Source organism: Paracoccus halophilus, from assembly GCF_000763905.1.
In the GTDB taxonomy this organism is placed as follows: Bacteria; Pseudomonadota; Alphaproteobacteria; order Rhodobacterales; family Rhodobacteraceae; genus Paracoccus; species Paracoccus halophilus.
In genome coordinates this window covers 48,187-69,074 of record NZ_JRKN01000017.1, presented here as the reverse complement: position 1 = coordinate 69,074, position 20,888 = coordinate 48,187, and the positions used below count along the sequence as shown (strand labels likewise).

The following is a 20,888-nucleotide window of genomic DNA, read 5'->3' as shown; positions in this document are numbered from 1 at the left end:
GCGGCCCATGGGAAACTCTTTGCGCGCCCGTGCATTGTGGGGAAACGTCACCACCATGACCAAGGAGCTTTCTTCATGGCCGAACAGAACAAGAGCAACCTGTGGCTCATCATCGGCGCGGTCGTCGTCGTGCTGGCCGTCATCTACTGGTTCATGTCCTCGGGCACCGCGCCCGACGAACCCGCAGAAACCGGCGCGGCCATGCCGACCGAAACGATGCCGGCCGACCCTGCCGCCGATCCTGCCGCCGACGCAATGGATGGCGCCGTCAGCGTCGAGCCCGCGGAACCGGCCGCTCCGGCCTCGAACTGAGGCAGGTCCTTTTCCGGCAGCCGCCGGGAACTCTTCTGCAGTGGAACCGGGGGGCATGCGCCCCTCGGCTTCCTCTGGTTTGGCGGGGGCGCTCTGATGGTGCGCGACCCCGGTCTTGAACAGGCGATACGCGACGATCTGGGCGATGTGCCCGCCCTGTCGGAAAAGCCGATGTTCGGCGGCCTGTGCTTTCTGTCCCATGGCAACATGATCTGCGCCGCCCGTCAGGGGGGCGCCATGTATCGCGTGGGCAAGCCCCGTTACCATGATGCGCTGGCCCTGCCCGGCGCCGCCCCCATGATCCATGGCGGGCGCGAAAAGCCCGGCTATGTCTGGCTGCCGGACCCCCAGCTTTCCGATGACGCCACGCGCGCCCGCCTGACCGGCTGGGCGCTGGAATGCGTGGCCGCCCTGCCGCCGAAGGAGTGAACCATGCTGACCCTGACCTGTCCCTGCTGCGGCGTGGCCGCCGAGGAAACCGAGCTTCATGCCGGCGGCGAGGCGCATCTGAAGCGCTTTGGCCCCGGCTCCTCGGATGCGGAATTCGAGGGCTATCTGTTCGCCCGCAAGAACCCTAGGGGCGTCCATTTCGAGCGCTGGCGCCATGCCTATGGCTGCGGCAAGTGGTTCCTGGCGGCGCGCTGCACCGCCACGCTGCAGGTCTTTGCCACCTATAGCGCGCAGACCCCGTATCCCCCGGCCGAGGTCGTCGCCGCCATCCGCGCCGCGCGCCCCGACTGGCAGCCCGACTGGACCGAAACCCCGACCACCCCTGCCGAAAGCCCGAACGCATGACCCAGACCGGACCTTTCCGCCTGTCCTCCGGCGGCCGCCTGATCGACCGCGCCTATCCGTTGCCCTTCCGCTTTGACGGCCGCCAGTTGCGCGGGCTGCGCGGCGATACGCTGGCCTCGGCGCTGCTGGCCAATGGCCAGATGCTGATGGGCCGCAGCTTCAAATATCATCGCCCGCGCGGCCCCATCGCCTCGGGCGCCGAGGAACCCAACGCGCTGCTGGGCCTGGGCCATGGTGGCCGGTTCGAGCCGAACCAGCGCGCCACCACCACGCCGCTGGTCGGCGGCATGGCCACGACCAGCCAGAACTGCTGGCCCAGCCTGACGGCGGATGTCGGCGCGGTGAACAGCTGGCTTTACCGGTTTTTCCCGGCGGGGTTCTATTACAAGACCTTCATGTGGCCGCGCGGCTTCTGGAAACATGTGTTCGAGCCGGTGATCCGTCGCTCGGCCGGGCTGGGCAAGGCCCCGACCGAGGCCGATCCCGACACATACGAACAGGCCTATGCGCATGTCGATCTGGTCGTCGTGGGCGGCGGCATCGCCGGTCTGACGGCGGCGCTGGATGCGGCGAAGTCCGGAAAATCCGTCTGGGTGCTGGAACAGACCCCGCATTTCGGTGGCCGCACGCCGACCGATCACGCCGATGGGCAGGCGCGCGTCGATGCGCTGATCGCCGAATTGCGCGCCATGCCGAACGTCAACCTGCGCCGCAACACCATGGCGACCGGGCTTTACGATCACGGCTATCTGCTGGCGCGTGAGGCGCTGGCCGATCACGACCCCAATGCCGGCATCCCGCGCCAGCGGTTGTGGCGCATTCGCGCGGGCCATGTCGTTGTCGCCTCGGGCGCGCTGGAACGCCCGCTCAGCTTTGCGGGCAACGATGTGCCGGGCGTCATGCTGGCCTCGGCCGTGCGCGATTTCATTGGCGACTATGGCGTCGCGCCGGGGCGCCGCATTGTCGTGGTCACCAATAACGACGACGCCTATCGCACGGCGCTGGCGGCGCTGGATGCGGGGCTTGAGGTGCCGGTGATCCTCGATGCGCGCAGCAGCGCCGGCGGTGCCCTGCCCGAGGCGGCGCGCGCGCGCGGCATCCGCGTGCTGACCGATGCCGCGATTGCCGGCATCAAGGGCGGCCAGTCGGTCGAGGCCGTCAAGCTATGCGCCCATTCCGGCAGCGGCGAGGTGACCGAAACCATTGAGGCCGATTGCGTCGCCATGTCCGGCGGCTGGTCGCCGGTCGTGCACCTGTGGTCCCATTGCGGCGGCAAGCTGAACTGGAGCGATACGCAGAGCATGTTCGCCCCCGACCCGAACCGCCCGCCGACCGGCGCGGACGGCAAGGCCATGGCATCCTGCGTGGGGGCGGCCTCGGGCGATCTGCTGGTTGCGGATGCGACGGGGGCGGCGGCGGAATCGGCGATCATGCCGGTCTGGGTCATGCCGACCCATGCCACCCGCAAGATGAAGTTCAAGATGTTCCTGGATTTCCAGAACGATGTGAAGGTCTCGGATGTCGAACTGGCCGCGCAAGAGGGCTATCACAGCGTCGAACATACCAAGCGCTATACCACGCTGGGCATGGCGACCGATCAGGGCAAGGTCAGCAATATCAACGGGCTGGCCGTGCTGTCCGGGGCGCTGAACCAGCCGATCCCGGCGACCGGCACGACGACCTTCCGCCCGCCCTATACACCCCTGACCCTCGGCACCATCGCAGCCGAGGCGCGGGGCGAGCTGTTCCAGCCCCTGCGCAAGACCCCGATGCATGGCTGGCATCAGGCCAAGGGCGCCTATTGGGAACCTGTCGGCCATTGGCGGCGGCCCTATTGCTATCCGCAGGGCGCGGAAAGCCATGCCGAGGCGGTGGCGCGCGAAATCCGCGCGGTGCGGGCCAGTGTCGGAACGCTGGATGCCTCGACCCTGGGCAAGATCGTGGTCAAGGGGCCGGATGCGGGGAAATTCCTCGACATGATGTATACCGGCATGATGTCCACCCTGCCGGTCGGCAAATGCCGTTACGGGCTGATCTGCAACGAAAACGGCTTTCTGATCGACGATGGCGTGGCCGCGCGGCTGTCGGAGGACACCTGGCTGGTCCACACGACCACCGGCGGCGCCGACCGCATGCACGGCCATTTCGAGGACTGGCTGCAATGCGAATGGTGGGACTGGCAGGTCTATACCGCCAATGTCACCGAGCAATGGGCCCAGATTGCCGTGGTCGGCCCCAAGGCGCGGGTGCTTCTGGAGCGTCTGGGCGGGATGGACCTGTCGGCCGAGGCTTTGCCCTTCATGGGCTGGGCCGAGGGCGAGATCGCCGGCATCCCGGCGCGGGTCTATCGCATCAGCTTCTCGGGCGAGCTCAGCTTTGAGGTCGCCGTACCCGCGAACCGGGGCCTTGAGCTGTGGGAAAAGCTGCACGAGGCCGGGGCCGATCTGAACATCACCCCCTATGGCACCGAGGCCATGCATATCATGCGCGCCGAAAAGGGTTTCATCATGATCGGCGACGAAACCGATGGCACGGTGATCCCGCAGGATCTGGGCATGAGCTGGGCGATCTCCAAGAAGAAAGAGGACTATATCGGCAAGCGTGCGCAGCAGCGCAGCCATATGACCGACCCGGATCGCTGGAAACTGGTCGGTCTGGAAAGCCTGGATGGCCGGATGCTGCCCGATGGCGTCTATGCCGTGGCCGAAGGCGTCAACGGCAATGGCCAGCGCAATGTGCAGGGGCGCGTGACCTCGACCTATATCTCGCCCACCCTGGACAAACCCATTGCCATGGGTCTGGTCAGGCACGGCCCCGAGCGCATGGGCGAGGTGCTGGAATTCCCGGTCGCGGGACAGGAAAGCTATAAGGCGCGGATCTGCGATCCGGTGTTTTACGACAAGGAAGGGAGCCGGGCGAATGGCTGAGGCACTGGCAAGGATTTCGCAAATCGACGATCTGGGCATGATCCAGATCCGTGCCGATCTGGGCCGCGCAGGCGATGCGATTGCCGAGGCGGCCGGGCTGGCGCTACCGGGGCAGGGCCGGGTGACCACGGATGGCAGCCGCATCCTGGGCTGGATGTCGCCCGATGAGCTGCTGCTGGTCCTGCCCCGGGCCGAGGCGGCGCAGGCGCTGGCGGCCCTGCAGGATGCGCTGTCGACCGAACACGCGCTGGTTCTGGATGTCAGCGACATGCGCGCGGCCTTTCGCATTCAGGGCGACAAGGCGCTGCATGTGCTGATGAAGCTGTGCCCTGCCGATCTGGCCTCGATGCCGCAGGACGGGCTGCGCCGGACCCGTGCCGCGCAGGCCGCCTGCGGCATCTGGCGCGAGCCGGGCGGCTATGTGCTGATCGGCTTCCGCTCGGTCGCCGATTACCTGCGCGGGTTGCTGCAGGGCGCGGCGCTTCCGGGCTCGCAGCTGGACCCGCGCTGACACCGGGGCTTGCGGCGCGGCGGCCAAGGCGCTTGGATGGGGCGGAACGCAGAAGGTGGACCCCATGCGCCTTGCCCTGATCCTTGCCTGCGCCCTGATCCTTGTGCCGCCCGCCCGGGGCGTCATGGCGCAAGAGCAGCGGCCGGCGGTGCTGATGTGCCAGATGATCGACGAAAGCGGCACCGGCTGGGTGCCGGATTTCCTGATGCTGACCCGGCGGACCTCGGGGCCGGAAAGCGGCCGGATCGAGGTGTTCGATGGTGTGCTGCAAACCCTGGTCGGCCGCCCGATCCAGGCCTTTGTCACCGCCGACGGCCGCGATTCGCGCAGCTATGGCTGGGCGCTGGCGGGGGTGCGCAATGCCGCGGGCCAGCGGGCCGAGCGGCTGGATTATCGGCTGACCGTGCACAAGGCCGATGGCGCGGCCCGGCTGGAGGTCGTCGCCCAGGGTTACGACAATATCATGACCGGCAGCGGGGTTTGCGGCTCGCCCGACGGTTAGCCCGGAACTTCGCCGCGGGGCTCCGTGTTGAGCCGATGACGGGGCTTTCCCCTGCCCTGGTTCCATGCCAGAACATTATCGGTAATTGCTGGAAAGGAAACCGCACATGGCCTTCACTCTTCCCAATCTTCCCTATGCGCATGACGCCCTGGCAGCCGGCGGCATGTCGCAGGAGACGCTGGAATTTCACCACGACATCCACCACAAGGCATATGTCGATAACGGCAACAAGCTGATCGCCGGTACCGAGTGGGAAAACAAGTCGCTGGAAGAGATCGTCAAGGGCACCTACCAGTCCGGCGCGGTCGCCCAGAACGGTATCTTCAACAATGCCAGCCAGCACTGGAACCACACCCAGTTCTGGGAAATGATGGGGCCGAATCCCGGTGCCATGCCCGGTGAGCTGGAAAAGGCGCTGACCGAAGCCTTTGGCTCGGTTGACAAGTTCAAGGAAGACTTCGCCGCCGCCGGCGCCGGTCAGTTCGGCTCGGGCTGGTGCTGGCTGGTCAAGGATACCGATGGCAGCCTGAAGGTCACCAAGACCGAAAACGGCGTGAACCCGCTGTGCTTTGGCCAGACCGCGCTGCTGGGCTGCGATGTGTGGGAACATTCCTATTACATCGATTTCCGCAACAAGCGCCCGGCTTACCTGTCGAACTTTCTCGACAAGCTGGTGAACTGGGAAAACGTGGCCTCGCGCCTGTAACCCCCGCGCCATTCCCGCTCAGGGCCCGCCATGTCGGCGGGCCTTTTCGTTTCAGGGTCGGGCGCGTGCCTCGCGCACCAGGATCACCCCGTTTTCGGGCAGGCGCAGCCGCCAGCCGGCATGCCACAGGCGAAAGGCCAGCTCGTGAATCCTGTCCTGATGGCGGTCGAACATGGCGCCGGTCACCCAGTCGCACAGCTCCCAGGAATTTCCCGCCGCGGCATAGAGCGGCTCGGTCAGGAAGATCCGCGCCGCGATGGCGGGTAGCTCCCTTTCGGGGCTGGGCAGCAGCAGGTCGCGCTCGAACAGATAGGACAGGCCCGTGGTCATGGCGAGCCGGTAATCGGCATCGGGCGCCTCGCGCGCGATCACCTCGACCCGCGACCAGTCGATCTGGTCATTGGGCTTGGTCCGGTCGATCGTGTCGGCAATCCGCGCCACCATGTCCTGCGCCTCGCGCGCCGAGAGAATCGGCGCCGGCGCGGTCAGGTAGTGATCAAGGCGACGGTGCATCTCGGTACCGCCGGGAAACAGCGCGAAACAGGCCTTGCGGGTGTCGGTACCGGTGGCGGAGAGGCCAAAGATCAGCCGGTAATCCGAGTCGATCTCGGCCGGGAGCGGGTCGGGGCGCGGATCGGCGCCCGGATCGCGGTCGAAGGCATCGTGCCAGGCGGTCTGCCAGGCGGCAAGCTTCTGCGATATCCAGAGGTTTTGCCGCTCTCGCTCGGATTCCGGGTCTGAGACCGGACGTCCCAGGAATGTTTGCAGCCAGTTCGTCATGAAGATGCCCGGTTTGCCTGCGCTGGTCTGGCCGGTTCGCGGCCCGGCGGGGTCAGTTTGCCCCGCCGCCCGGCGCTTGACCATCCCGATCCTGCCGGGTGCGGGCGCGGCAGGCGGGCAACCGCGCACCCCTTGCCCTTGGCGCGAAACAATCGCATGGCTGAGAGGCTGGAAAAGGATGGCGGGATGACCGAACGAAGCAAGGGTTTCCTGGCGATAATCGCCTGTTGCGTGACCTGGGGCCTGTCGCCGGTATATTACCGCCTGCTGGCCGATGTCCCGGTGATCGAGGTACTGGCGCATCGCACGATCTGGTCCTTGCTGCTGTTTCTGGCGATTTTTGCCGTCCAGGGCCGGCTGGGCGATCTGCCCCGCGCGATCCGGGGCCCCTGGGCCGGGCGGATCGCGCTGGCGGCGCTGACCATCTCGGGCAATTGGGGGCTGTTCATCTGGGCGGTGCAGGCGGGCCATGTCGTGCAGACCTCGCTGGGCTATTACATCTATCCGCTGGTGGCGGTGCTGCTGGGCGTGCTGGCCTATGGCGAGCGGTTGGGCCGGTTTCAGGCGCTGGCCGTGGCGCTGGCGGTGCTGGCCGTGGCCCTGCTGACCTGGGGGCTGGGCGTCGCGCCATGGATCAGCCTTACGCTGGCGGCCAGCATGGGGTTTTATGGCGTGATAAAGAAATCCCTGCCGCTGGGGCCGGCCATGTCGGTCGGTGGCGAAGTGGCGCTGCTGACGCCGCTGGCGCTGCTCTGGCTGGCCTTGCAGGGGGGCGGCGCGCTGCCTGCGGGGCTGAGCGCGCCGCTGGCCTTCGGCAGCGGCTGGGGCGTTTCCCTGCTGCTGGCGTTTTCCGGTGTGATCACGGCGATTCCGCTGGTCCTGTTCGCCTATTCCGCCCGCCGGGTCGAGATGACGACGCTGGGCCTGATGTTCTATCTGAACCCGACCTTGCAGTTTCTCTGCGCCGTGGCGCTGTTCGGCGAGCGGGTGACCGGCTGGCACGTCATCGCCTTCGCGATGATCTGGACCGCGCTGGCGATCTATTCCGTGGCCGGTATCCGGCAATCTCGGCGCGCGGTGGCATTGGCAAACGGGTGAAACCCCGTATAGAACAGCGCGAAAGACTTGCGGGGACCACATGGCCAATCAGAACGACAGCTTTATCGACGAGGTCACCGAGGATCTGCGCCGCGACCGGCTGTTCAACCTGTTCCGCCGCTATGGCTGGATCGCGATTCTGCTGATTCTGGCGCTGGTCGGCGGCACCATCTGGCGCGAATATGCGCGCAATCAGGCCGAAGCGCAGGCGCAGGCATGGGGCGACGCGATTCTGGCCGCGCAGCAGACCGAGGATCCGATCGAAGCGCTTGCCGCCGTCGATCCGGCCGGCGTCGCGGGCCGCAAGGCCCTGTCCGAGATGCTGGCCGCCGGCGCCGAGATCGAGGCCGGTCAGGCCGGGCAGGCGGCCGAACGTCTGAAGGCCGCGGCGGCGGGCGTGGCGGATGACCCGCTGCTGCACGATCTTGCCCTGCTCAAGGCGGTGATGGTGGCCGGCCCCGGCATGGACGCGGCCGAGCGCGACGAGATCCTGGCCGGCCTGTCCAAGCCCGGCGCGCCGTTCGAACTGCTGGCGCTGGAGCAAAAGGCGGTGGCGCTGATCGGCGCCGGACGGACCGATGACGCGATCACCCTGATCGGCCAGATTCAGCAAAAGGACGGCCTGGCCGAAGGCTTGCGCCGCCGTCTCGCCGAGATGATGATCACGCTTGGCGCGGAGGCCGAACAGATTGGCGGCCCCGGCCCGCAACCGATGCCGGCGCCGCCGGTGAACTGACAGCCGGCCCCGCCGCGCAAAGATGGAGAGAGCGATGACGAGGTTCCAGCTGATCGCCGCCTTGGCGGGCCTGACGGTTCTTTCGGCCTGTATTCAGCGCGAAGAGATCCTGCAGGGCGAGCGCCTCGACCCGCGCGACGTGCTGTCCGAGGGCGCCCCGGCGGCCGAGGGGCCGGCCGCGCCGACCGGCACGGCGCTGTCGCTGCCGGCGGTCCGCGGCAATGCCGACTGGCCGCAGCGGGCCGGCAGCGCCCAGCATGTCGCGGGCAATATGGCGATCGGGGCCGGCACCGGCCGGGTCTTTGCCGCCGATATCGGCGCGGCCTCGGACCGGCGTCAGCGGATCACCGCCGCCCCCGTCGTCGCGTCGGGCCTGGTCTTTACCATGGACAGCCATGCCCGCGTGACCGCCACCACCACCGGTGGCGGACAGGCCTGGAGCGTCGATCTGCGCCCCGCGACCGAGGGCGGCAACAGCGCCTCGGGCGGCGGGCTGGCCTATGAGGGCAACCGCGTCTTCGCGACAACCGGCTATGGCGAGCTGGTCGCGCTGGATGCGCGCACCGGCGGCATCGCCTGGCGGCAGCGGGTCGAGGCGCCGGTCAGCGGCGCGCCGACCGTCTCGGACGGGGTGGTCTATCTGCTGGGCCGCGACGCCACCGGCTGGGCGGTGCGCGCCAATGACGGCAAGGTGCTGTGGCGCGCCTATGGCAATGACGGCATGGCCGGGGTGTTGGGCGTCTCGTCGCCCGCCGTGTCGGGAAATGCGGTGGTGTTTCCCTTTGCCACCGGCCAGTTGCTGGCCGTGGACCGGGAAAGCGGCAACCAGCTCTGGTCCGCCGATGTCGCCGGTTCGCGCCTTGGCCGTTCGATCACGCTGTTTCGCGACATGACCGGCGACCCGGTGATCGCCGGCGGAACCGTCTATGCCGGCACCAGCTCGGGGCGTTCGGGGGCCTTTGACCTGGCGACGGGCATGCAGAAATGGGCGGCGCGCGAGGGGGCCTCGAGCCCGGTTCTGGCGGTCGGAAACTCGGTCTTTCTGGTCAACGATCAGGCGCAGCTGATCCGGCTGGATGCCGCGAACGGCGCGCGGATCTGGATGCAGAAACTGCCCTATTTCACCAAGCAGATCGTGCGCAAGCAGGACAGGGTGTGGAACCATTACGGCCCGGTCCTGGCGGGCAGCAAGCTTTATATCGCCTCGTCCGACGGCTATCTGCGGGTATTCGATCCGGCCTCGGGCGCGCTGATCGGCACGGCTGAGATCCCCGGCGGCGCGGCGGCCGCGCCGGCGGTGGCCGGGCAGACGCTGTATGTCGTCACCCATGACGGCCAGTTGATCGCCTATCGCTGATGAGCTTTACCCTCGCCATCGTCGGGCGGCCCAATGTCGGCAAGTCCACCCTGTTCAACCGCCTTGTCGGCAAGCGGCTGGCGCTGGTCGACGACCAGCCCGGCGTCACCCGCGACCTGCGCGAGGGGCAGGCGCGGCTGGGCGATCTGCGCTTTATCGTGATCGACAGCGCCGGTCTGGAAATGGCCGATGACGACAGCCTGCAGGGCCGCATGCGCCGGCTGACCGAACGCGCCGTGGACGAGGCGGATATCTGCCTGTTCGTTCTGGACGCGCGCGCCGGCGTGACGGCGGCGGACGAATATTTCGCCGATATCCTGCGCAAACGCGCGAAACACGTCATCATCGCCGCCAATAAGGCCGAAGGCCGCGCCGGCGAGACGGGCGCGATGGAGGCCTATGCCCTGGGCCTGGGCGAGCCGCTGCGCATCTCGGCCGAGCATGGCGAGGGGATGGACGATCTCTACCGCGCCCTGCAACCTCTGGCCGAGCAGTTCGCGGCGCAGAATATCCAGCAGGCGCCGGAAACCGATGTCGCTGTCGAGGATGGCGACGAGACCGAGGACTGGCGGCCCAGTGCCTCGAAACCCCTGCAGATCGCGGTGATCGGCCGCCCGAATGCCGGCAAATCGACGCTGATCAACAAGATCCTGGGCGAGGACCGGCTGCTGACCGGCCCCGAGGCCGGGATCACCCGCGATTCGATCAGCGTCGGGGCCGATTTCATGGGCACGCCGATGCGCATTTTCGACACGGCCGGGATGCGCAAGAAGGCGCGCGTCACCGACAAGGTCGAAAAGCTGTCGGTCGCCGACGGGCTGCGCGCCGTGCGCTTTGCCGAGGTCGTGGTGGTGCTGCTGGATGTGGGCATCCCCTTCGAGCAGCAGGACCTGCGCATCGCCGATTTTGCCGAGACCGAGGGGCGCGCGGTCGTGGTCGCCGCCAATAAATGGGACCTCGAAGAGGACAAGCCCGAAAAGCTTAAGGAATTGCGCGAAAGCTTCGAGCGGCTGCTGCCGCAGCTCAAGGGCGCGCCCCTGGTCACCGTCTCGGCCCGCACCGGCAAGGGGCTGGATCGGCTGCATAACGCGATCATCAAGGCGCATGAGGTCTGGAACCGGCGCATCACCACCGCCAGGCTGAACCAATGGCTGTCCGCGATGACCGAGGCGCATCCGCCGCCCGCCCCCGGCGGCCGCCGGATCCGGCTGCGCTACATGACGCAGGTCAAGACCCGGCCGCCGGCCTTTGTCGTCATGGCCACCCATACCGACAAGCTGCCCGACAGTTATGCGCGCTATCTGGTCAACGGGTTGCGGACCGATTTCGACATGCCCGGCACGCCGATCCGGCTGACCTTTCGCGATCAGGGCGAAAAGAACCCCTACAAGGCCAAGGCGAACAAGATCAGCCAGTCCGGCGCGCTCTCCAAGCACAAGAACCGGCAAAAGCCCAAGGGCGCCTAGCGCGCGCCCCCGGCCGTTCAGGCCAGCCGGCCGTCCGCGCCCAGCCGCGTCCTGCCGCCCAGATAGGGGTGCAGCGCTTCGGGCAGGATGACCGAGCCATCCTCTTGCTGGCCGTTTTCCAGCACCGCGATCAGCGTGCGCCCGACCGCCAGACCCGAGCCGTTCAGCGTATGGACGAATTCCGGCTTGCCGCCGGCTTCGGGGCGATAGCGGGCGTTCATCCGCCGGGCCTGGAAATCGCCGCAATAGCTGACGCTCGAGATTTCGCGATACTTGCCCTGACCGGGCAGCCAGACCTCGAGGTCATGGGTGATGCGGGCGCCAAAGCCCATATCGCCACCGCACAGGACCATGGTGCGATAGGGCAGGCCCAGCCGTTCCAGCACGGTTTCGGCGCAGCGTGTCATGCGGGCATGTTCCGCCACGCCCGAGGCCGCATCGGTGATCGAGACCATCTCGACCTTTTCGAACTGGTGCTGGCGCAGCATGCCGGCGGTGTCACGCCCGGCGCTGCCCGCCTCGGAGCGGAAACACTGGCTATGGGCGACATAGCGGCGCGGCAGGTAATCGTGTTCGATCAGGCTGCCATTGACGATATTGGTCAGCGTGACCTCGGCGGTGGGGATCAGCCACCAGCCCTCGCGGGTCTGATAGCTGTCCTCGCCGAATTTCGGCAACTGCCCGGTGCCCTCCATCATCTCGGAGAGGACCAGAACCGGGGTCCAGGTCTCGGTCAGGTCGTGCTCAAGCGTGTGCAGGTCCAGCATGAACTGCGCCAGCGCCCGGTGGATGCGCGCGACCCCGCCCGACAGCAGCACGAAGCGCGAGCCCGACAGCTTGGCGGCGGTCTCGAAATCCATGCCCGGGCGGGCGCCCTCGATCTCGTAATGCTCGCGCGGGGTGAAATCGAAGGCACGCGGCGCGCCCCAGCGGCGGATCTCGACATTGTCGTTCTCATCCGCGCCCGGGGGTACGCTGTCCAGCGGCAGGTTCGGGAGGCCCAGCAGCAGATCGCGCAGCCGGGCGTCAAGCGCGGCGGCCTCGGCCTGCATCTGGCCGGTCTCATCCTTCTTGGCGGTGACCAGTTCGCGCAGGCGCTGGAACTCGGCCTCGTCGCCGCGCCCCTTGGCGGCGCCGGCCTCCTTGCTGGCCTTGTTCTGCTCGGCCTGGGCGGCCTCGGCGGCGGCGATGCGGGCGCGGCGATCGGCATCCAGCGACAGGATCTCGGACGAAACCGGCGGCAGGTTGCGCAGCGCCAGGGCTGCGTCGAAAGCGGCGGGGTTTTCGCGAATGGCGCGGATGTCGTGCATGGCTGACCTGTTTCGGTAAGTGCTTACTGGCGCCCCAGATAACCCATGCCCGCCCGGGGCGAAAGCCTCAGCCCGCCTGCCGCGCCTGATCCAGCATCGCCCGCAGGACGCCAAAGAACCTGTCGGCACCGGGATAGCCCTCGAAGCGGGCCATTTCGCGGCCGCCGCGCAGCAGGATGAAGGTGGGCGACAGCCAGGGCCGGCGGGCCAGCGCCAGCCCGTCGGGATAGGGGCCGTCCATATCGACCATGAAGACCGGCGCCGCCCGCCCCTCGGGCCTTGCGCCATAGACGGGGCCGATCTCGCGATCCCATTGGGCGCAATAGACGCAGCCTTTCGCGCGCACCATCATCAGGCGCAGATCCGAGGTTGCCCGCGCCGGCGTGCCCGCCAGGGCCGCCAGCCCGCCCATCACAAAGCCCCGTCTCAGCATGCCGCGCTCCGTCCTGCGTCCCGCCCCGACATAGGCCGCGCGGTCCCCGGCCACAACCGCCCGGCGTTTACATGTCCGTCATGTGCACCTATCCACGGGTTGCGGGGGCGGACGGCCCCCGTGTTACGAACCTGCCATTCCAGAGGCCGCATGGACGACCTGACGCAGCCCCTTGTTCACGGCAATCGCCGCGCCCTGTCGCGGGCGATCACGCTGATCGAAAGCACGCGCGGCGATGACCGCCTGCGCGCCACCGCGCTGCTGGCCGAACTTCCCCACCGGCAGGCGCTGCGCATCGGCCTGTCCGGCACGCCGGGGGTCGGGAAATCGACCTTTATCGAAAGCTTCGGACAGATCCTGACCGCGCAGGGCCTGAAGGTCGCGGTCCTGGCGGTGGATCCCAGTTCGGCCCGGTCGGGTGGCTCGATCCTGGGCGACAAGACCCGGATGGAGATGCTGGCCCGCGATCCCAACGCCTTCATCCGGCCCTCGCCCTCGCGCGCCGAATTGGGCGGCGTCGCGCGCCGCACCCGCGAAACCATCCGCCTGTGCGAGGCGGCGGGCTTCGATACCGTGCTGGTGGAAACCGTGGGCGTCGGCCAGTCCGAGACCCTGGTGGCCGATATGACCGATCTCTTCGTGCTGCTGCTGGCGCCGGCGGGGGGCGACGAATTGCAGGGCGTCAAGCGCGGAATCATGGAAATCGCCGATCTGATCCTGGTCAACAAGGCCGATGGCGCGCTGCGCGACACCGCCTTGCGCACGGTTGCCGATTACGCGGGTGCGCTGCGGCTGTTGCGCAAGCGCCCGCAGGATCCGCCGGGCTATCCCCGGGCGCTGCCGGTTTCCGCCACCACCGGCGAAGGGCTGGACAAGGCCTGGGCGCAGATGACGGAACTGGCCGAATGGCGCCGCGAGCACGGGCATCTTGCCACCCGCAGGGCCGAACAGGCGCGGCAATGGTTCCTGTCCGAACTGCGCGCCGGACTGCTGGCCCGGCTGGATCGGCCCGAGGTGCGGGCGTGCCTGCGCCAAACCGGCGACGAGGTGGCGCGGGGCGCGCTCGATCCGGCGGCGGCGGCGGCGCAGATGCTCGACTGGCTCGCCGCGGCCAGGGCCGCCGATTCCTAGACAGCGGCGCCGCGCGCGACGACAGCGAAAACGATTCGGTCATGCGCGCCGGACGCTTTGCGCGTCGCGGCGCGGATCGACGGAACGCTGACCCGGCCCGGCGGAATATCGCCCAGAACTGCCGCGACCCGCGCCGGCGGTATCGGCGCCGGCGGGGCCGCGCGCAAAGGGCGTCATGCGCCTGCTATCGACCTGTCCCAAAGGCGATCCCAAGGCGCCGAGATGTGACAGGTCTTTCGTGCAACGGCGTGAACATAAATGCCGAAAACCGATTCCGGACCGTGTTGTCAGGTCCCGAACCGGCCCTGCGGATGCGCGGAACCCGGGGCGGTTGTCGATGGGCGCCATGTCGTGCCAGACGCAACCGGCGGCCATGGCGCGGGGCTTTCCCGTCGGCGGAAAGCGGCGAAGGCCGGACCGGCCGGGCGCATGGAATTCTGGACGGACCCCCCGCCTTCATGGCAATCTTGGAGGCGTGTTCCGGTCCGCCAGGCGATAGTTTTGTAAAAGTTTCGATCCGGGCGGCCGCATTTGCCGCGGTCGGGAAGGTTCAGGAGGTTAACGAGATGAAATTGAACTTCACCCGGGCCCCGATGGACATGTTTCATATGCTGGGCATTCATCCGGGGGTGCATTACGTGCCGCCGCGTCCCGGATGGGTGATGCGGCCCGCCGAGCGCGCGAGGATACGCGGATTCGCCGCCAGCGAAAACAACGCCATGCGCGCCATGCAGCAGGAAAGCATCGAAAATCTCGAAGACCGGCTGATGGACGATGTGATGGAAATCAACACCGCGCCGGTCGTGCTGGAGGATGCGCGATTCGTCAAGGACGGCATCCTGATCGCCGGCCGCGCGCTGCTGAACGGCGCCTCGGGCGACCGGCTGCGGCGCAAATACGACCTGCGCAATCCGGGCCAGAAAAAGCAGGACCGGCTCGCCGACGCGTTTCGCCGCGCCAAGCGCCAGGGCGAAAAGCAGCTGCCGGTCTGGAAGGATCCCTGCGACCGGTTCGATATCGCGATAGATGTGAAAAACGGCTTCAACTACTATCACTTCACCCAGGAATCGCTGGGGTCTCTGGCGCATTTCGCGACCGATGACAGCGGCCGGCCGATCAACCTGCATTTCCCCCCGGGCGATGTCCGCAGCTTCGTGATGAACTTTGTCACGACGATATTTCCGCAGCTGGCCGACCGGGTGCGGATCCTGTCCAGGACCAAGCGCTACGATCATGTGCGCTCGGTCTTTTCGCACCGGCATTACCTGTATCAGGTCGCCGATGAGCGTATCCCCAGGGCCGCCGCCGTATCCGGGGAAGGCCGCTGGCAGCGGCTCCGCCACGAGATCATCAGCCGCCGCAAGGTGATGCTGTCCTCTTATGATTCCAACCTGCGGCTGCTGCGCGAACACGCGCTGCGGCATGTGTCGCAATCGCTGGTCTCGTCGATGCCGCGGCTGGTCTGGATGGGGCGCGACGAAAGCGGCGACGCCCGCGCGCGCGGGATCAGCGGGCATCAGGCGCTGCTGGAGGAACTGACCGCGCGCGGCTTCGAGACGGTGGTGTTCGAGCATCTTACCCCGGCCGAGCAGATCGCCGCCATGCAGGCCGCCGATATCGTCATCGCGCCGCATGGGGCGGGGCTGGTCAATATGGTCTACGCGCGTCCCGACACCCTGGTGATCGAGATCGGTTCGCGTCAGTCGCAGCTGCATCGCTGGGGCGTCTTCCATTCCGCCGCGCATGTATCGCGATGCCGCTATGACGCGGTTTTCGCCGACAGCATGGGCGATACCGACCCCGAGCGCGTGCCGCCCATCTCGCAGGGATTGCTGGGCGTGCAGCTTGGCCCGCGCGCCATCGGGCAGATCCTGCAGATCCTGGATCAGGCGATGGAGCCGGCCGTGCTGCAGGCCGCGCATTCAGCCGCCTGAACTCTCCAGCATGGCGCGCAGATCATAGACCAGATCCAGCGCGGCGCGCGCGGTCATCTCGTCGGGGTTCAGCGCGCGCAGCCTGTCCTCGACCGCCGAGACCCGTGGCGCGGCGGGGGGCGGCGCGGGGGCGGCGCGAAACAGCGGCAGATCGTCGAGCAGCGCGGCGGGGCGGCCGGCGCCCTTGTCCTCGCCGCTTTCGAGCTGGTGCAGGATCTCGCGGGCGCGTTCCACCACCACCGTCGGCAGTCCCGCCAGCCGCGCCACCTGCACGCCGTAGGAACGATCCGCCGCGCCCTTGCGCACCTCGTGCAGAAAGATCACCTCGCCCTCCCATTCGCGGACGGCGACGGTGGCGTTCTCGACGCCGGGCAGACGGGCGGAGAGCGATGTCATCTCGTGGTAATGGGTGGCAAACAGCGCCCGGCAGCGGTTCGCGCCGTGCAGATGCTCCATCACCGCCCAGGCGATGGATAGCCCGTCCCAGGTCGCGGTGCCGCGCCCGATCTCATCGAGGATCACCAGCGCATGATCGTCGGCCTGGTTCAGGATCGCGGCTGTCTCGACCATCTCGACCATGAAGGTCGAGCGTCCCCGCGCCAGATCGTCGGCCGCGCCCACGCGGCTGAACAGCTGGCTGACCATGCCGATATGGGCGCGCGTCGCGGGGACATAGCCGCCCGCCTGCGCCAGAATCGCGATCAGCGCGTTCTGGCGCAGGAATGTCGATTTGCCGGCCATGTTCGGCCCGGTCAGCAGCCAGATCGCCGGGGTTTCGCCCAAGGTCAGGGCGCAGTCATTGGCGACGAAAGCCTGACCCTTGCGTTTCAGCGCGCGTTCGACGACCGGGTGGCGGCCGCCCTCGATCAGAAAGGCGCGGCTGTCATCGACCTGCGGGCGCACCCAGCCCTCGCCATTGGCCAGATCGGCGAATGCGGCGGTCAGATCGATCTCGGCCAGCGCGCGGGCCGCCTGTCCGATGGGGCCGGCGCGGTCGAGGACGGCGGCGGACAGGCGGGCGAAAATCCCGCGCTCGATGTCCAGCGCGCGGTCGCGGGCATTGAGGATGCGGGTCTCAAGCTCAGACAGTTCCACGGTGGTAAAGCGGATCTGGTTGGCCGTCGTCTGGCGATGGATGAAGCGTTCGTTCAGCGGCGCGGCCAGCATCTTTTCGGCATGGGTCGAGGTGGTCTCGATGAAGTAGCCCAGCACGTTGTTGTGCTTGATCTTCAGGCTGGAGACGCCGGTTTCGGCGATGTAATCGGCCTGCATGCGGGCGATGACGCCGCGGCCCTCGTCGCGAAGGCGGCGGGTTTCGTCCAGTTCGGGGTCAAAATCGGGGGCGGTGAAACCGCCGTCGCGGGTCAGCAGCGGCGGCTCGGCGACCAGCGCCTGATCCAGCAGGTCGATCAATTCGTCATGGCCGGTCAGGTCGCGCGCGGCATCGGCCAGCACGCGGATATCGTCATCGCCCAGCATGGCGGCGATGGCCGCGCCCTGCGTCAGCCCGGCGCGGATCGCCGCCAGATCGCGCGGCCCGCCGCGTTCCAGCGCCAGCCGCGACAGCGCGCGGTCCATGTCGGGCGCGCGGAACAGGGCTTCGCGCAGATCGGCGGTCAGGCGCGTGTCCTCGACCAGATGCGCGACCGCCGCCTGCCGGGCATGGATTTCGGCCAGATCGCGGGACGGCGCGCCGATCCGACGTTCCAGCAGGCGCGCGCCGCCCGCCGTCACGCTGCGGTCTATGGCGGCCAGCAGCGAGCCCTCGCGCCCGCCCGACAGCGCCTGCGTCAGTTCCAGATTGCGCCGGGTCGCGGCGTCGATCTGCATGGCGCCGCCCAGAGCCTCGGGCACGGGGGGGCGGATCAGCGGCATCCGGCCCTTCTGGGTCAGGTCCAGATAATCGGCGATCGCCCCCATGGCCGACAGCTCGGCGCGGCTGAAATTGCCGAAACCGTCCAGCGTTTCCACCCCGAACATGGCGCAAAGCCGGCGCTTGGCGGCGGTCGAGTCGAAGCTGTTCGCGGGCAGTTCGGTCAGCGCCGCCCCTGCCTCGGCGGCCAGATCGTCAAGCTTTGAGCCCTCGGCCGCCAGCAATTCGCGCGGGGCGTGGCGGGCGAGTTCCGGGGCCAGCCTTGCGGGCGGGCAGGTCATGACGCGAAATGCCCCGGTCGAGATATCGACCCAGGCCAGCGCGGACTCGTCGCGCACACTGGCGAAACTGGCCAGGAAATTGTGGCGCCGCGCCTCCAGAAGCGATTCCTCGGTCAGCGTGCCGGGGGTGACAAGGCGCACCACGTCGCGCGCGACGACCGATTTGCTGCCGCGCTTCTTGGCCTCGGCCGGGTCCTCCATCTGCTCGGCGATGGCGACGCGGAAGCCCTTGCGGATCAGGGTCAACAGATAGCTTTCGGCGGCATGGACCGGCACGCCGCACATCGGGATCGGCTGGCCCTGATGGGTGCCGCGCCTGGTCAGCGCGATGTCCAGCGCCGCGGCCGCGGCCACCGCGTCGTCAAAGAACATCTCGTAGAAATCGCCCATGCGATAGAACAGCAGCGCGCCGGGATTGGCCTCGCGGATCGCCAGGTACTGGGCCATCATCGGGGTCGGTTGGTCGCTCATGCCTGCCCTTGTCGCTTGGGGTCGGACCCTTCTAGGGGATGGCGCGGGCGATGCAAACACGGGTCGCAGAATCCATGTGACAGCCGCCCCGCGTTGCGGCATCGTCAAACTCCGGAACAGGCGAGGCTCGGTTATGAAAATTCTGGCTTTGGCCGCAATGTTGTTGCCGCTTGCGGGGGCCGCCACGGCCGCCTGCCCGGACGCGTCGCTGATGCGCAATGCCGCGCGGGGATGGATCGCCGGACAGCGCCTGCCCGACCCTCTGGTCAAGACGGTGCCGGACGGCGAATGCGCCTATGCCCTGTTCCGCAGCGTGCTCGAGGCGGAGCTGGGCGCGCCGGTGGGCGTCAAGGTCGGATTTACCTCGCGCCCCGCGCAGGAGAAATTCGGCATCGACGCGCCGGTCGCGGGCGCGCTCTTCGCGCCGATGCTGCTGCCCGATGGCGCGCGGGTCAGCATGAAAGGCAGCCGCAACCCGTTCTACGAGGCCGATCTGATCGTCACCGTGGGTGATTCGGCGATCATGCGGGCGACGAGCCGCGAAGAGGTCGCGGCGGCGCTCAGCGATCTGCGCCCGTTCATCGAATTGCCGGATCTGGCCCTGCAACAGGGGGTGGTGCCGACCGGGCCGCTGATGGCGGCCTATGGCGTGACGCCCTGGCGCGGCGTGCTGGGCAGCGGCATCCGGATCGCCGATCTGGAAGACCCGGTGGCCGATCTTGCCGCCCTGACGGTCGAGCTGCGCGCCGATGGCGCAAGCGTCGACAGCGGCACCGGCAAGATGCTGTTGGGCCATCCGCTGGACGTGGTGCTGTGGCTGGTCGAAAAGGGCGGCTATGACCTGAAGCCCGGCTCGGTGATCTCGCTGGGTTCGCTCAGTGCGCTGCACCCGGCGGCGGGGCAGCGGATCGAGGCGCGCTATCGCGTCGGGGGCCGCTCGATGCAGGTTGGTGCCATGCTTGTGCCCTAGCCGCGCGGCCCCTGACCGTTTCGGCAGGTCGCGAGAAAACCTTTGCCGGACCGTGGCATGTGTCGCAGAAATGACATTGGGCGCCGCTAGTTGGCATTCAGCCGCGACGCGGCTTGTTCTGGAACGGAGTTGACCAAATGACCATTCAACCGACCGCCGCCGGCCTTGCCGCCCTGGTCGCTCTGGCCGCCTCGGGCGCGGCGCAGGCGCAGGATCTGGCCGCCCTGGAAGAGGCCGCCCGGGCCGAGGGCGTGCTGACCACCATCGCGCTGCCGCATGACTGGTGCGGCTATGGCGATGTGATTGCCGGCTTCAAGGCGAAATACCCCGAAATCACGGTCAATGAGCTGAACCCCGATGCCGGATCGGCCGATGAGCTTGAGGCGATCCGCGCCAACAAGGACAATACCGGCCCGCAGGCGCCCGACGTGATCGATGTCGGCCTGTCCTTCGGCCCGCAGGCCAAGGAAGAAGGCCTGATCCAGCCCTACAAGGTTTCGACCTGGGACACGATCCCCGCCGATGCCAAGGATGCGGACGGCTATTGGTATGGCGACTATTACGGGGTGATGGCATTCGGCGTGAACAGCGACCTGATCGACGCGGCGCCGACAAGCTGGAAGGACCTGACCAAGCCGGAATATGCCAATGCCTTTGCGCTGGCCGGCGATCCGCGCGCCTCGGCGCAGGCGATCATCTCGGTCATGGCGGCGGGCATCGCCAATGGCGGCGAGCCGGGCGAAGCCTCGGGGCAGAAGGGCATGGAGTTGATGGCCGAGGTGAACAAGGCCGGGAATTTCGTGCCCGTCATCGGCAAATCCGCGACCATCGCCCAGGGCGCGACGCCGATCGTCACCGCCTGGGACTATAACCTGCTGTCCTGGCGCGACGGGTTGAACGGCAACCCGCCGGTCGAGGTCATCATCCCCGAGGATGCCGTTGTCGCGGGTGTCTATGTGCAGGCGATCTCGGCCTATGCGCCGCATCCGAATGCCGCGAAGCTGTGGATGGAATACCTGTATTCCGACGAGGGGCAGCTGGGCTGGCTGAAGGGCTATTGCCACCCGATCCGCTTCAACGATCTGGTCGCCGCCGGCAAGGTGCCGCAGGACATGCTCGACGCGCTGCCCGAGGCCTCGGCCTATGAAAAGGCGATCTTCCCTTCGCTTGAGCAGCAAGAGGCCAACAAGAAGGTCGTGACCGAGGGCTGGGACAGCGTCGTCGGCGCGGCGGTGGCCGAATAACCGACAAGAACCGGGCCCCGCCGCGAAAGGGCGGGGCCATTTGCATGGGGC

At 67.8% G+C, this 20,888-nt stretch carries 19 protein-coding genes; 15 read left to right on the top strand and 4 right to left on the bottom strand.

What is annotated here, in order from left to right; all coding sequences use genetic code 11:
• Positions 1-75 precede the first annotated feature (75 nt).
• The 7 genes from IT41_RS12450 (at position 76) to IT41_RS12420 (ending at position 5,753) form a co-directional block, all read left to right on the top strand.
• On the top strand, positions 76-312 hold the full coding sequence (locus IT41_RS12450) for a hypothetical protein (RefSeq protein ID WP_036741830.1): 237 nt from the start codon (positions 76-78) through the stop codon (positions 310-312).
• A gap of 96 nt (positions 313-408) precedes the next feature.
• Complete coding sequence (locus tag IT41_RS12445; protein ID WP_036741828.1) at positions 409-741, top strand: TfoX/Sxy family protein; 333 nt, start codon at positions 409-411, stop codon at positions 739-741.
• Positions 742-744: 3 nt separating this feature from the next.
• On the top strand, positions 745-1,107 hold the full coding sequence (locus IT41_RS12440; protein ID WP_036741826.1) for a sarcosine oxidase subunit delta: 363 nt from the start codon (positions 745-747) through the stop codon (positions 1,105-1,107).
• Positions 1,104-4,034, top strand: a complete 2,931-nt coding sequence (locus tag IT41_RS12435; RefSeq protein ID WP_036741824.1) for a sarcosine oxidase subunit alpha family protein — start codon at positions 1,104-1,106, stop codon at positions 4,032-4,034. Before IT41_RS12440 ends, IT41_RS12435 begins: the two co-directional genes overlap by 4 nt.
• Positions 4,027-4,545, top strand: coding sequence for a sarcosine oxidase subunit gamma (locus IT41_RS12430; protein ID WP_036741822.1), 519 nt, complete (start codon positions 4,027-4,029; stop codon positions 4,543-4,545). The genes IT41_RS12435 and IT41_RS12430 overlap by 8 nt, the downstream gene beginning before the upstream one ends.
• A gap of 64 nt (positions 4,546-4,609) precedes the next feature.
• Positions 4,610-5,047 (top strand): hypothetical protein, encoded by a 438-nt coding sequence (locus IT41_RS12425; RefSeq protein WP_036741819.1) that lies wholly within the window; start codon positions 4,610-4,612, stop codon positions 5,045-5,047.
• A 106-nt stretch (positions 5,048-5,153) separates the two neighbouring features.
• The gene (locus IT41_RS12420; protein ID WP_036741817.1) at positions 5,154-5,753 is read left to right on the top strand and encodes a superoxide dismutase; all 600 of its coding nucleotides are present in this window, start codon (positions 5,154-5,156) and stop codon (positions 5,751-5,753) included.
• 51 nt (positions 5,754-5,804) lie between these two features.
• Here the strand turns inward: IT41_RS12420 and IT41_RS12415 are convergent, their stop codons facing one another.
• Positions 5,805-6,533 (bottom strand): hypothetical protein, encoded by a 729-nt coding sequence (locus IT41_RS12415; RefSeq protein WP_139221697.1) that lies wholly within the window; start codon positions 6,531-6,533, stop codon positions 5,805-5,807.
• Positions 6,534-6,719: 186 nt separating this feature from the next.
• On the opposite strand from IT41_RS12415, the gene rarD reads away from it, so the two are divergent.
• From rarD to der, 4 genes are read left to right on the top strand one after another with little or no spacing between them, the layout of a single operon-like run.
• Entirely contained in the window at positions 6,720-7,631 is a 912-nt protein-coding gene (rarD, locus tag IT41_RS12410) for an EamA family transporter RarD (protein ID WP_036741861.1), read from the top strand.
• A gap of 40 nt (positions 7,632-7,671) precedes the next feature.
• On the top strand, positions 7,672-8,367 hold the full coding sequence (locus tag IT41_RS12405) for a tetratricopeptide repeat protein (RefSeq protein WP_036741813.1): 696 nt from the start codon (positions 7,672-7,674) through the stop codon (positions 8,365-8,367).
• Positions 8,368-8,401: 34 nt separating this feature from the next.
• Positions 8,402-9,724: a PQQ-like beta-propeller repeat protein gene (locus IT41_RS12400; protein WP_081967550.1), complete on the top strand. Its 1,323-nt coding sequence runs from the start codon at positions 8,402-8,404 to the stop codon at positions 9,722-9,724.
• Positions 9,724-11,190, top strand: coding sequence for a ribosome biogenesis GTPase Der (gene der / locus IT41_RS12395; protein WP_036741808.1), 1,467 nt, complete (start codon positions 9,724-9,726; stop codon positions 11,188-11,190). Before IT41_RS12400 ends, der begins: the two co-directional genes overlap by 1 nt.
• Before the next feature lie 17 nt (positions 11,191-11,207).
• Here der and serS read toward each other — a convergent pair whose 3' ends face one another.
• Both serS and IT41_RS12385 read right to left on the bottom strand, forming a co-directional pair.
• The gene (gene serS, locus IT41_RS12390; protein ID WP_036741805.1) at positions 11,208-12,500 is read right to left on the bottom strand and encodes a serine--tRNA ligase; all 1,293 of its coding nucleotides are present in this window, start codon (positions 12,498-12,500) and stop codon (positions 11,208-11,210) included.
• Positions 12,501-12,567: 67 nt separating this feature from the next.
• Positions 12,568-12,933 carry a thioredoxin domain-containing protein gene (locus IT41_RS12385; RefSeq protein WP_036741858.1) on the bottom strand — a complete coding sequence of 122 codons (366 nt, stop codon included), beginning with the start codon at positions 12,931-12,933 and terminating at the stop codon, positions 12,568-12,570.
• Positions 12,934-13,083: 150 nt separating this feature from the next.
• On the opposite strand from IT41_RS12385, the gene meaB reads away from it, so the two are divergent.
• Both meaB and IT41_RS12375 read left to right on the top strand, forming a co-directional pair.
• Positions 13,084-14,064 carry a methylmalonyl Co-A mutase-associated GTPase MeaB gene (gene meaB, locus IT41_RS12380; protein WP_036741803.1) on the top strand — a complete coding sequence of 327 codons (981 nt, stop codon included), beginning with the start codon at positions 13,084-13,086 and terminating at the stop codon, positions 14,062-14,064.
• A 566-nt stretch (positions 14,065-14,630) separates the two neighbouring features.
• Positions 14,631-15,998 carry a glycosyltransferase 61 family protein gene (locus tag IT41_RS12375; RefSeq protein WP_036741800.1) on the top strand — a complete coding sequence of 456 codons (1,368 nt, stop codon included), beginning with the start codon at positions 14,631-14,633 and terminating at the stop codon, positions 15,996-15,998.
• On the opposite strand, the gene mutS is transcribed toward IT41_RS12375, so the two are convergent.
• Positions 15,987-18,623 carry a DNA mismatch repair protein MutS gene (mutS, locus tag IT41_RS12370; protein ID WP_036741797.1) on the bottom strand — a complete coding sequence of 879 codons (2,637 nt, stop codon included), beginning with the start codon at positions 18,621-18,623 and terminating at the stop codon, positions 15,987-15,989. The genes IT41_RS12375 and mutS overlap by 12 nt on opposite strands.
• Positions 18,624-18,780: 157 nt before the next feature.
• Between mutS and IT41_RS12365 the strand changes: the two genes are divergently transcribed.
• On the top strand, positions 18,781-19,593 hold the full coding sequence (locus IT41_RS12365) for a 2-keto-4-pentenoate hydratase (RefSeq protein ID WP_231564743.1): 813 nt from the start codon (positions 18,781-18,783) through the stop codon (positions 19,591-19,593).
• Between the two features lie 137 nt (positions 19,594-19,730).
• Entirely contained in the window at positions 19,731-20,837 is a 1,107-nt protein-coding gene (locus tag IT41_RS12360) for an ABC transporter substrate-binding protein (protein WP_036741791.1), read from the top strand.
• The last annotated feature ends 51 nt before the right edge of the window (positions 20,838-20,888 follow it).

What these genes read in the sequence shown, in the direction of transcription:
- IT41_RS12415 (WP_139221697.1), bottom strand. Translation starts at nt 6,533, where the DNA reads ATGACGAACTGGCTGCAAACATTCCTGGGACGTCCGGTCTCAGACCCG.
- rarD (WP_036741861.1), top strand. Translation starts at nt 6,720, where the DNA reads ATGACCGAACGAAGCAAGGGTTTCCTGGCGATAATCGCCTGTTGCGTG.
- IT41_RS12360 (WP_036741791.1), top strand. Translation starts at nt 19,731, where the DNA reads ATGACCATTCAACCGACCGCCGCCGGCCTTGCCGCCCTGGTCGCTCTG.
- IT41_RS12365 (WP_231564743.1), top strand. Translation starts at nt 18,781, where the DNA reads ATGTTGTTGCCGCTTGCGGGGGCCGCCACGGCCGCCTGCCCGGACGCG.
- mutS (WP_036741797.1), bottom strand. Translation starts at nt 18,623, where the DNA reads ATGAGCGACCAACCGACCCCGATGATGGCCCAGTACCTGGCGATCCGC.
- IT41_RS12450 (WP_036741830.1), top strand. Translation starts at nt 76, where the DNA reads ATGGCCGAACAGAACAAGAGCAACCTGTGGCTCATCATCGGCGCGGTC.
- serS (WP_036741805.1), bottom strand. Translation starts at nt 12,500, where the DNA reads ATGCACGACATCCGCGCCATTCGCGAAAACCCCGCCGCTTTCGACGCA.
- IT41_RS12430 (WP_036741822.1), top strand. Translation starts at nt 4,027, where the DNA reads ATGGCTGAGGCACTGGCAAGGATTTCGCAAATCGACGATCTGGGCATG.
- IT41_RS12440 (WP_036741826.1), top strand. Translation starts at nt 745, where the DNA reads ATGCTGACCCTGACCTGTCCCTGCTGCGGCGTGGCCGCCGAGGAAACC.
- IT41_RS12405 (WP_036741813.1), top strand. Translation starts at nt 7,672, where the DNA reads ATGGCCAATCAGAACGACAGCTTTATCGACGAGGTCACCGAGGATCTG.
- IT41_RS12400 (WP_081967550.1), top strand. Translation starts at nt 8,402, where the DNA reads ATGACGAGGTTCCAGCTGATCGCCGCCTTGGCGGGCCTGACGGTTCTT.
- IT41_RS12445 (WP_036741828.1), top strand. Translation starts at nt 409, where the DNA reads ATGGTGCGCGACCCCGGTCTTGAACAGGCGATACGCGACGATCTGGGC.
- meaB (WP_036741803.1), top strand. Translation starts at nt 13,084, where the DNA reads ATGGACGACCTGACGCAGCCCCTTGTTCACGGCAATCGCCGCGCCCTG.
- IT41_RS12425 (WP_036741819.1), top strand. Translation starts at nt 4,610, where the DNA reads ATGCGCCTTGCCCTGATCCTTGCCTGCGCCCTGATCCTTGTGCCGCCC.
- IT41_RS12420 (WP_036741817.1), top strand. Translation starts at nt 5,154, where the DNA reads ATGGCCTTCACTCTTCCCAATCTTCCCTATGCGCATGACGCCCTGGCA.
- der (WP_036741808.1), top strand. Translation starts at nt 9,724, where the DNA reads ATGAGCTTTACCCTCGCCATCGTCGGGCGGCCCAATGTCGGCAAGTCC.
- IT41_RS12385 (WP_036741858.1), bottom strand. Translation starts at nt 12,933, where the DNA reads ATGCTGAGACGGGGCTTTGTGATGGGCGGGCTGGCGGCCCTGGCGGGC.
- IT41_RS12435 (WP_036741824.1), top strand. Translation starts at nt 1,104, where the DNA reads ATGACCCAGACCGGACCTTTCCGCCTGTCCTCCGGCGGCCGCCTGATC.
- IT41_RS12375 (WP_036741800.1), top strand. Translation starts at nt 14,631, where the DNA reads ATGAAATTGAACTTCACCCGGGCCCCGATGGACATGTTTCATATGCTG.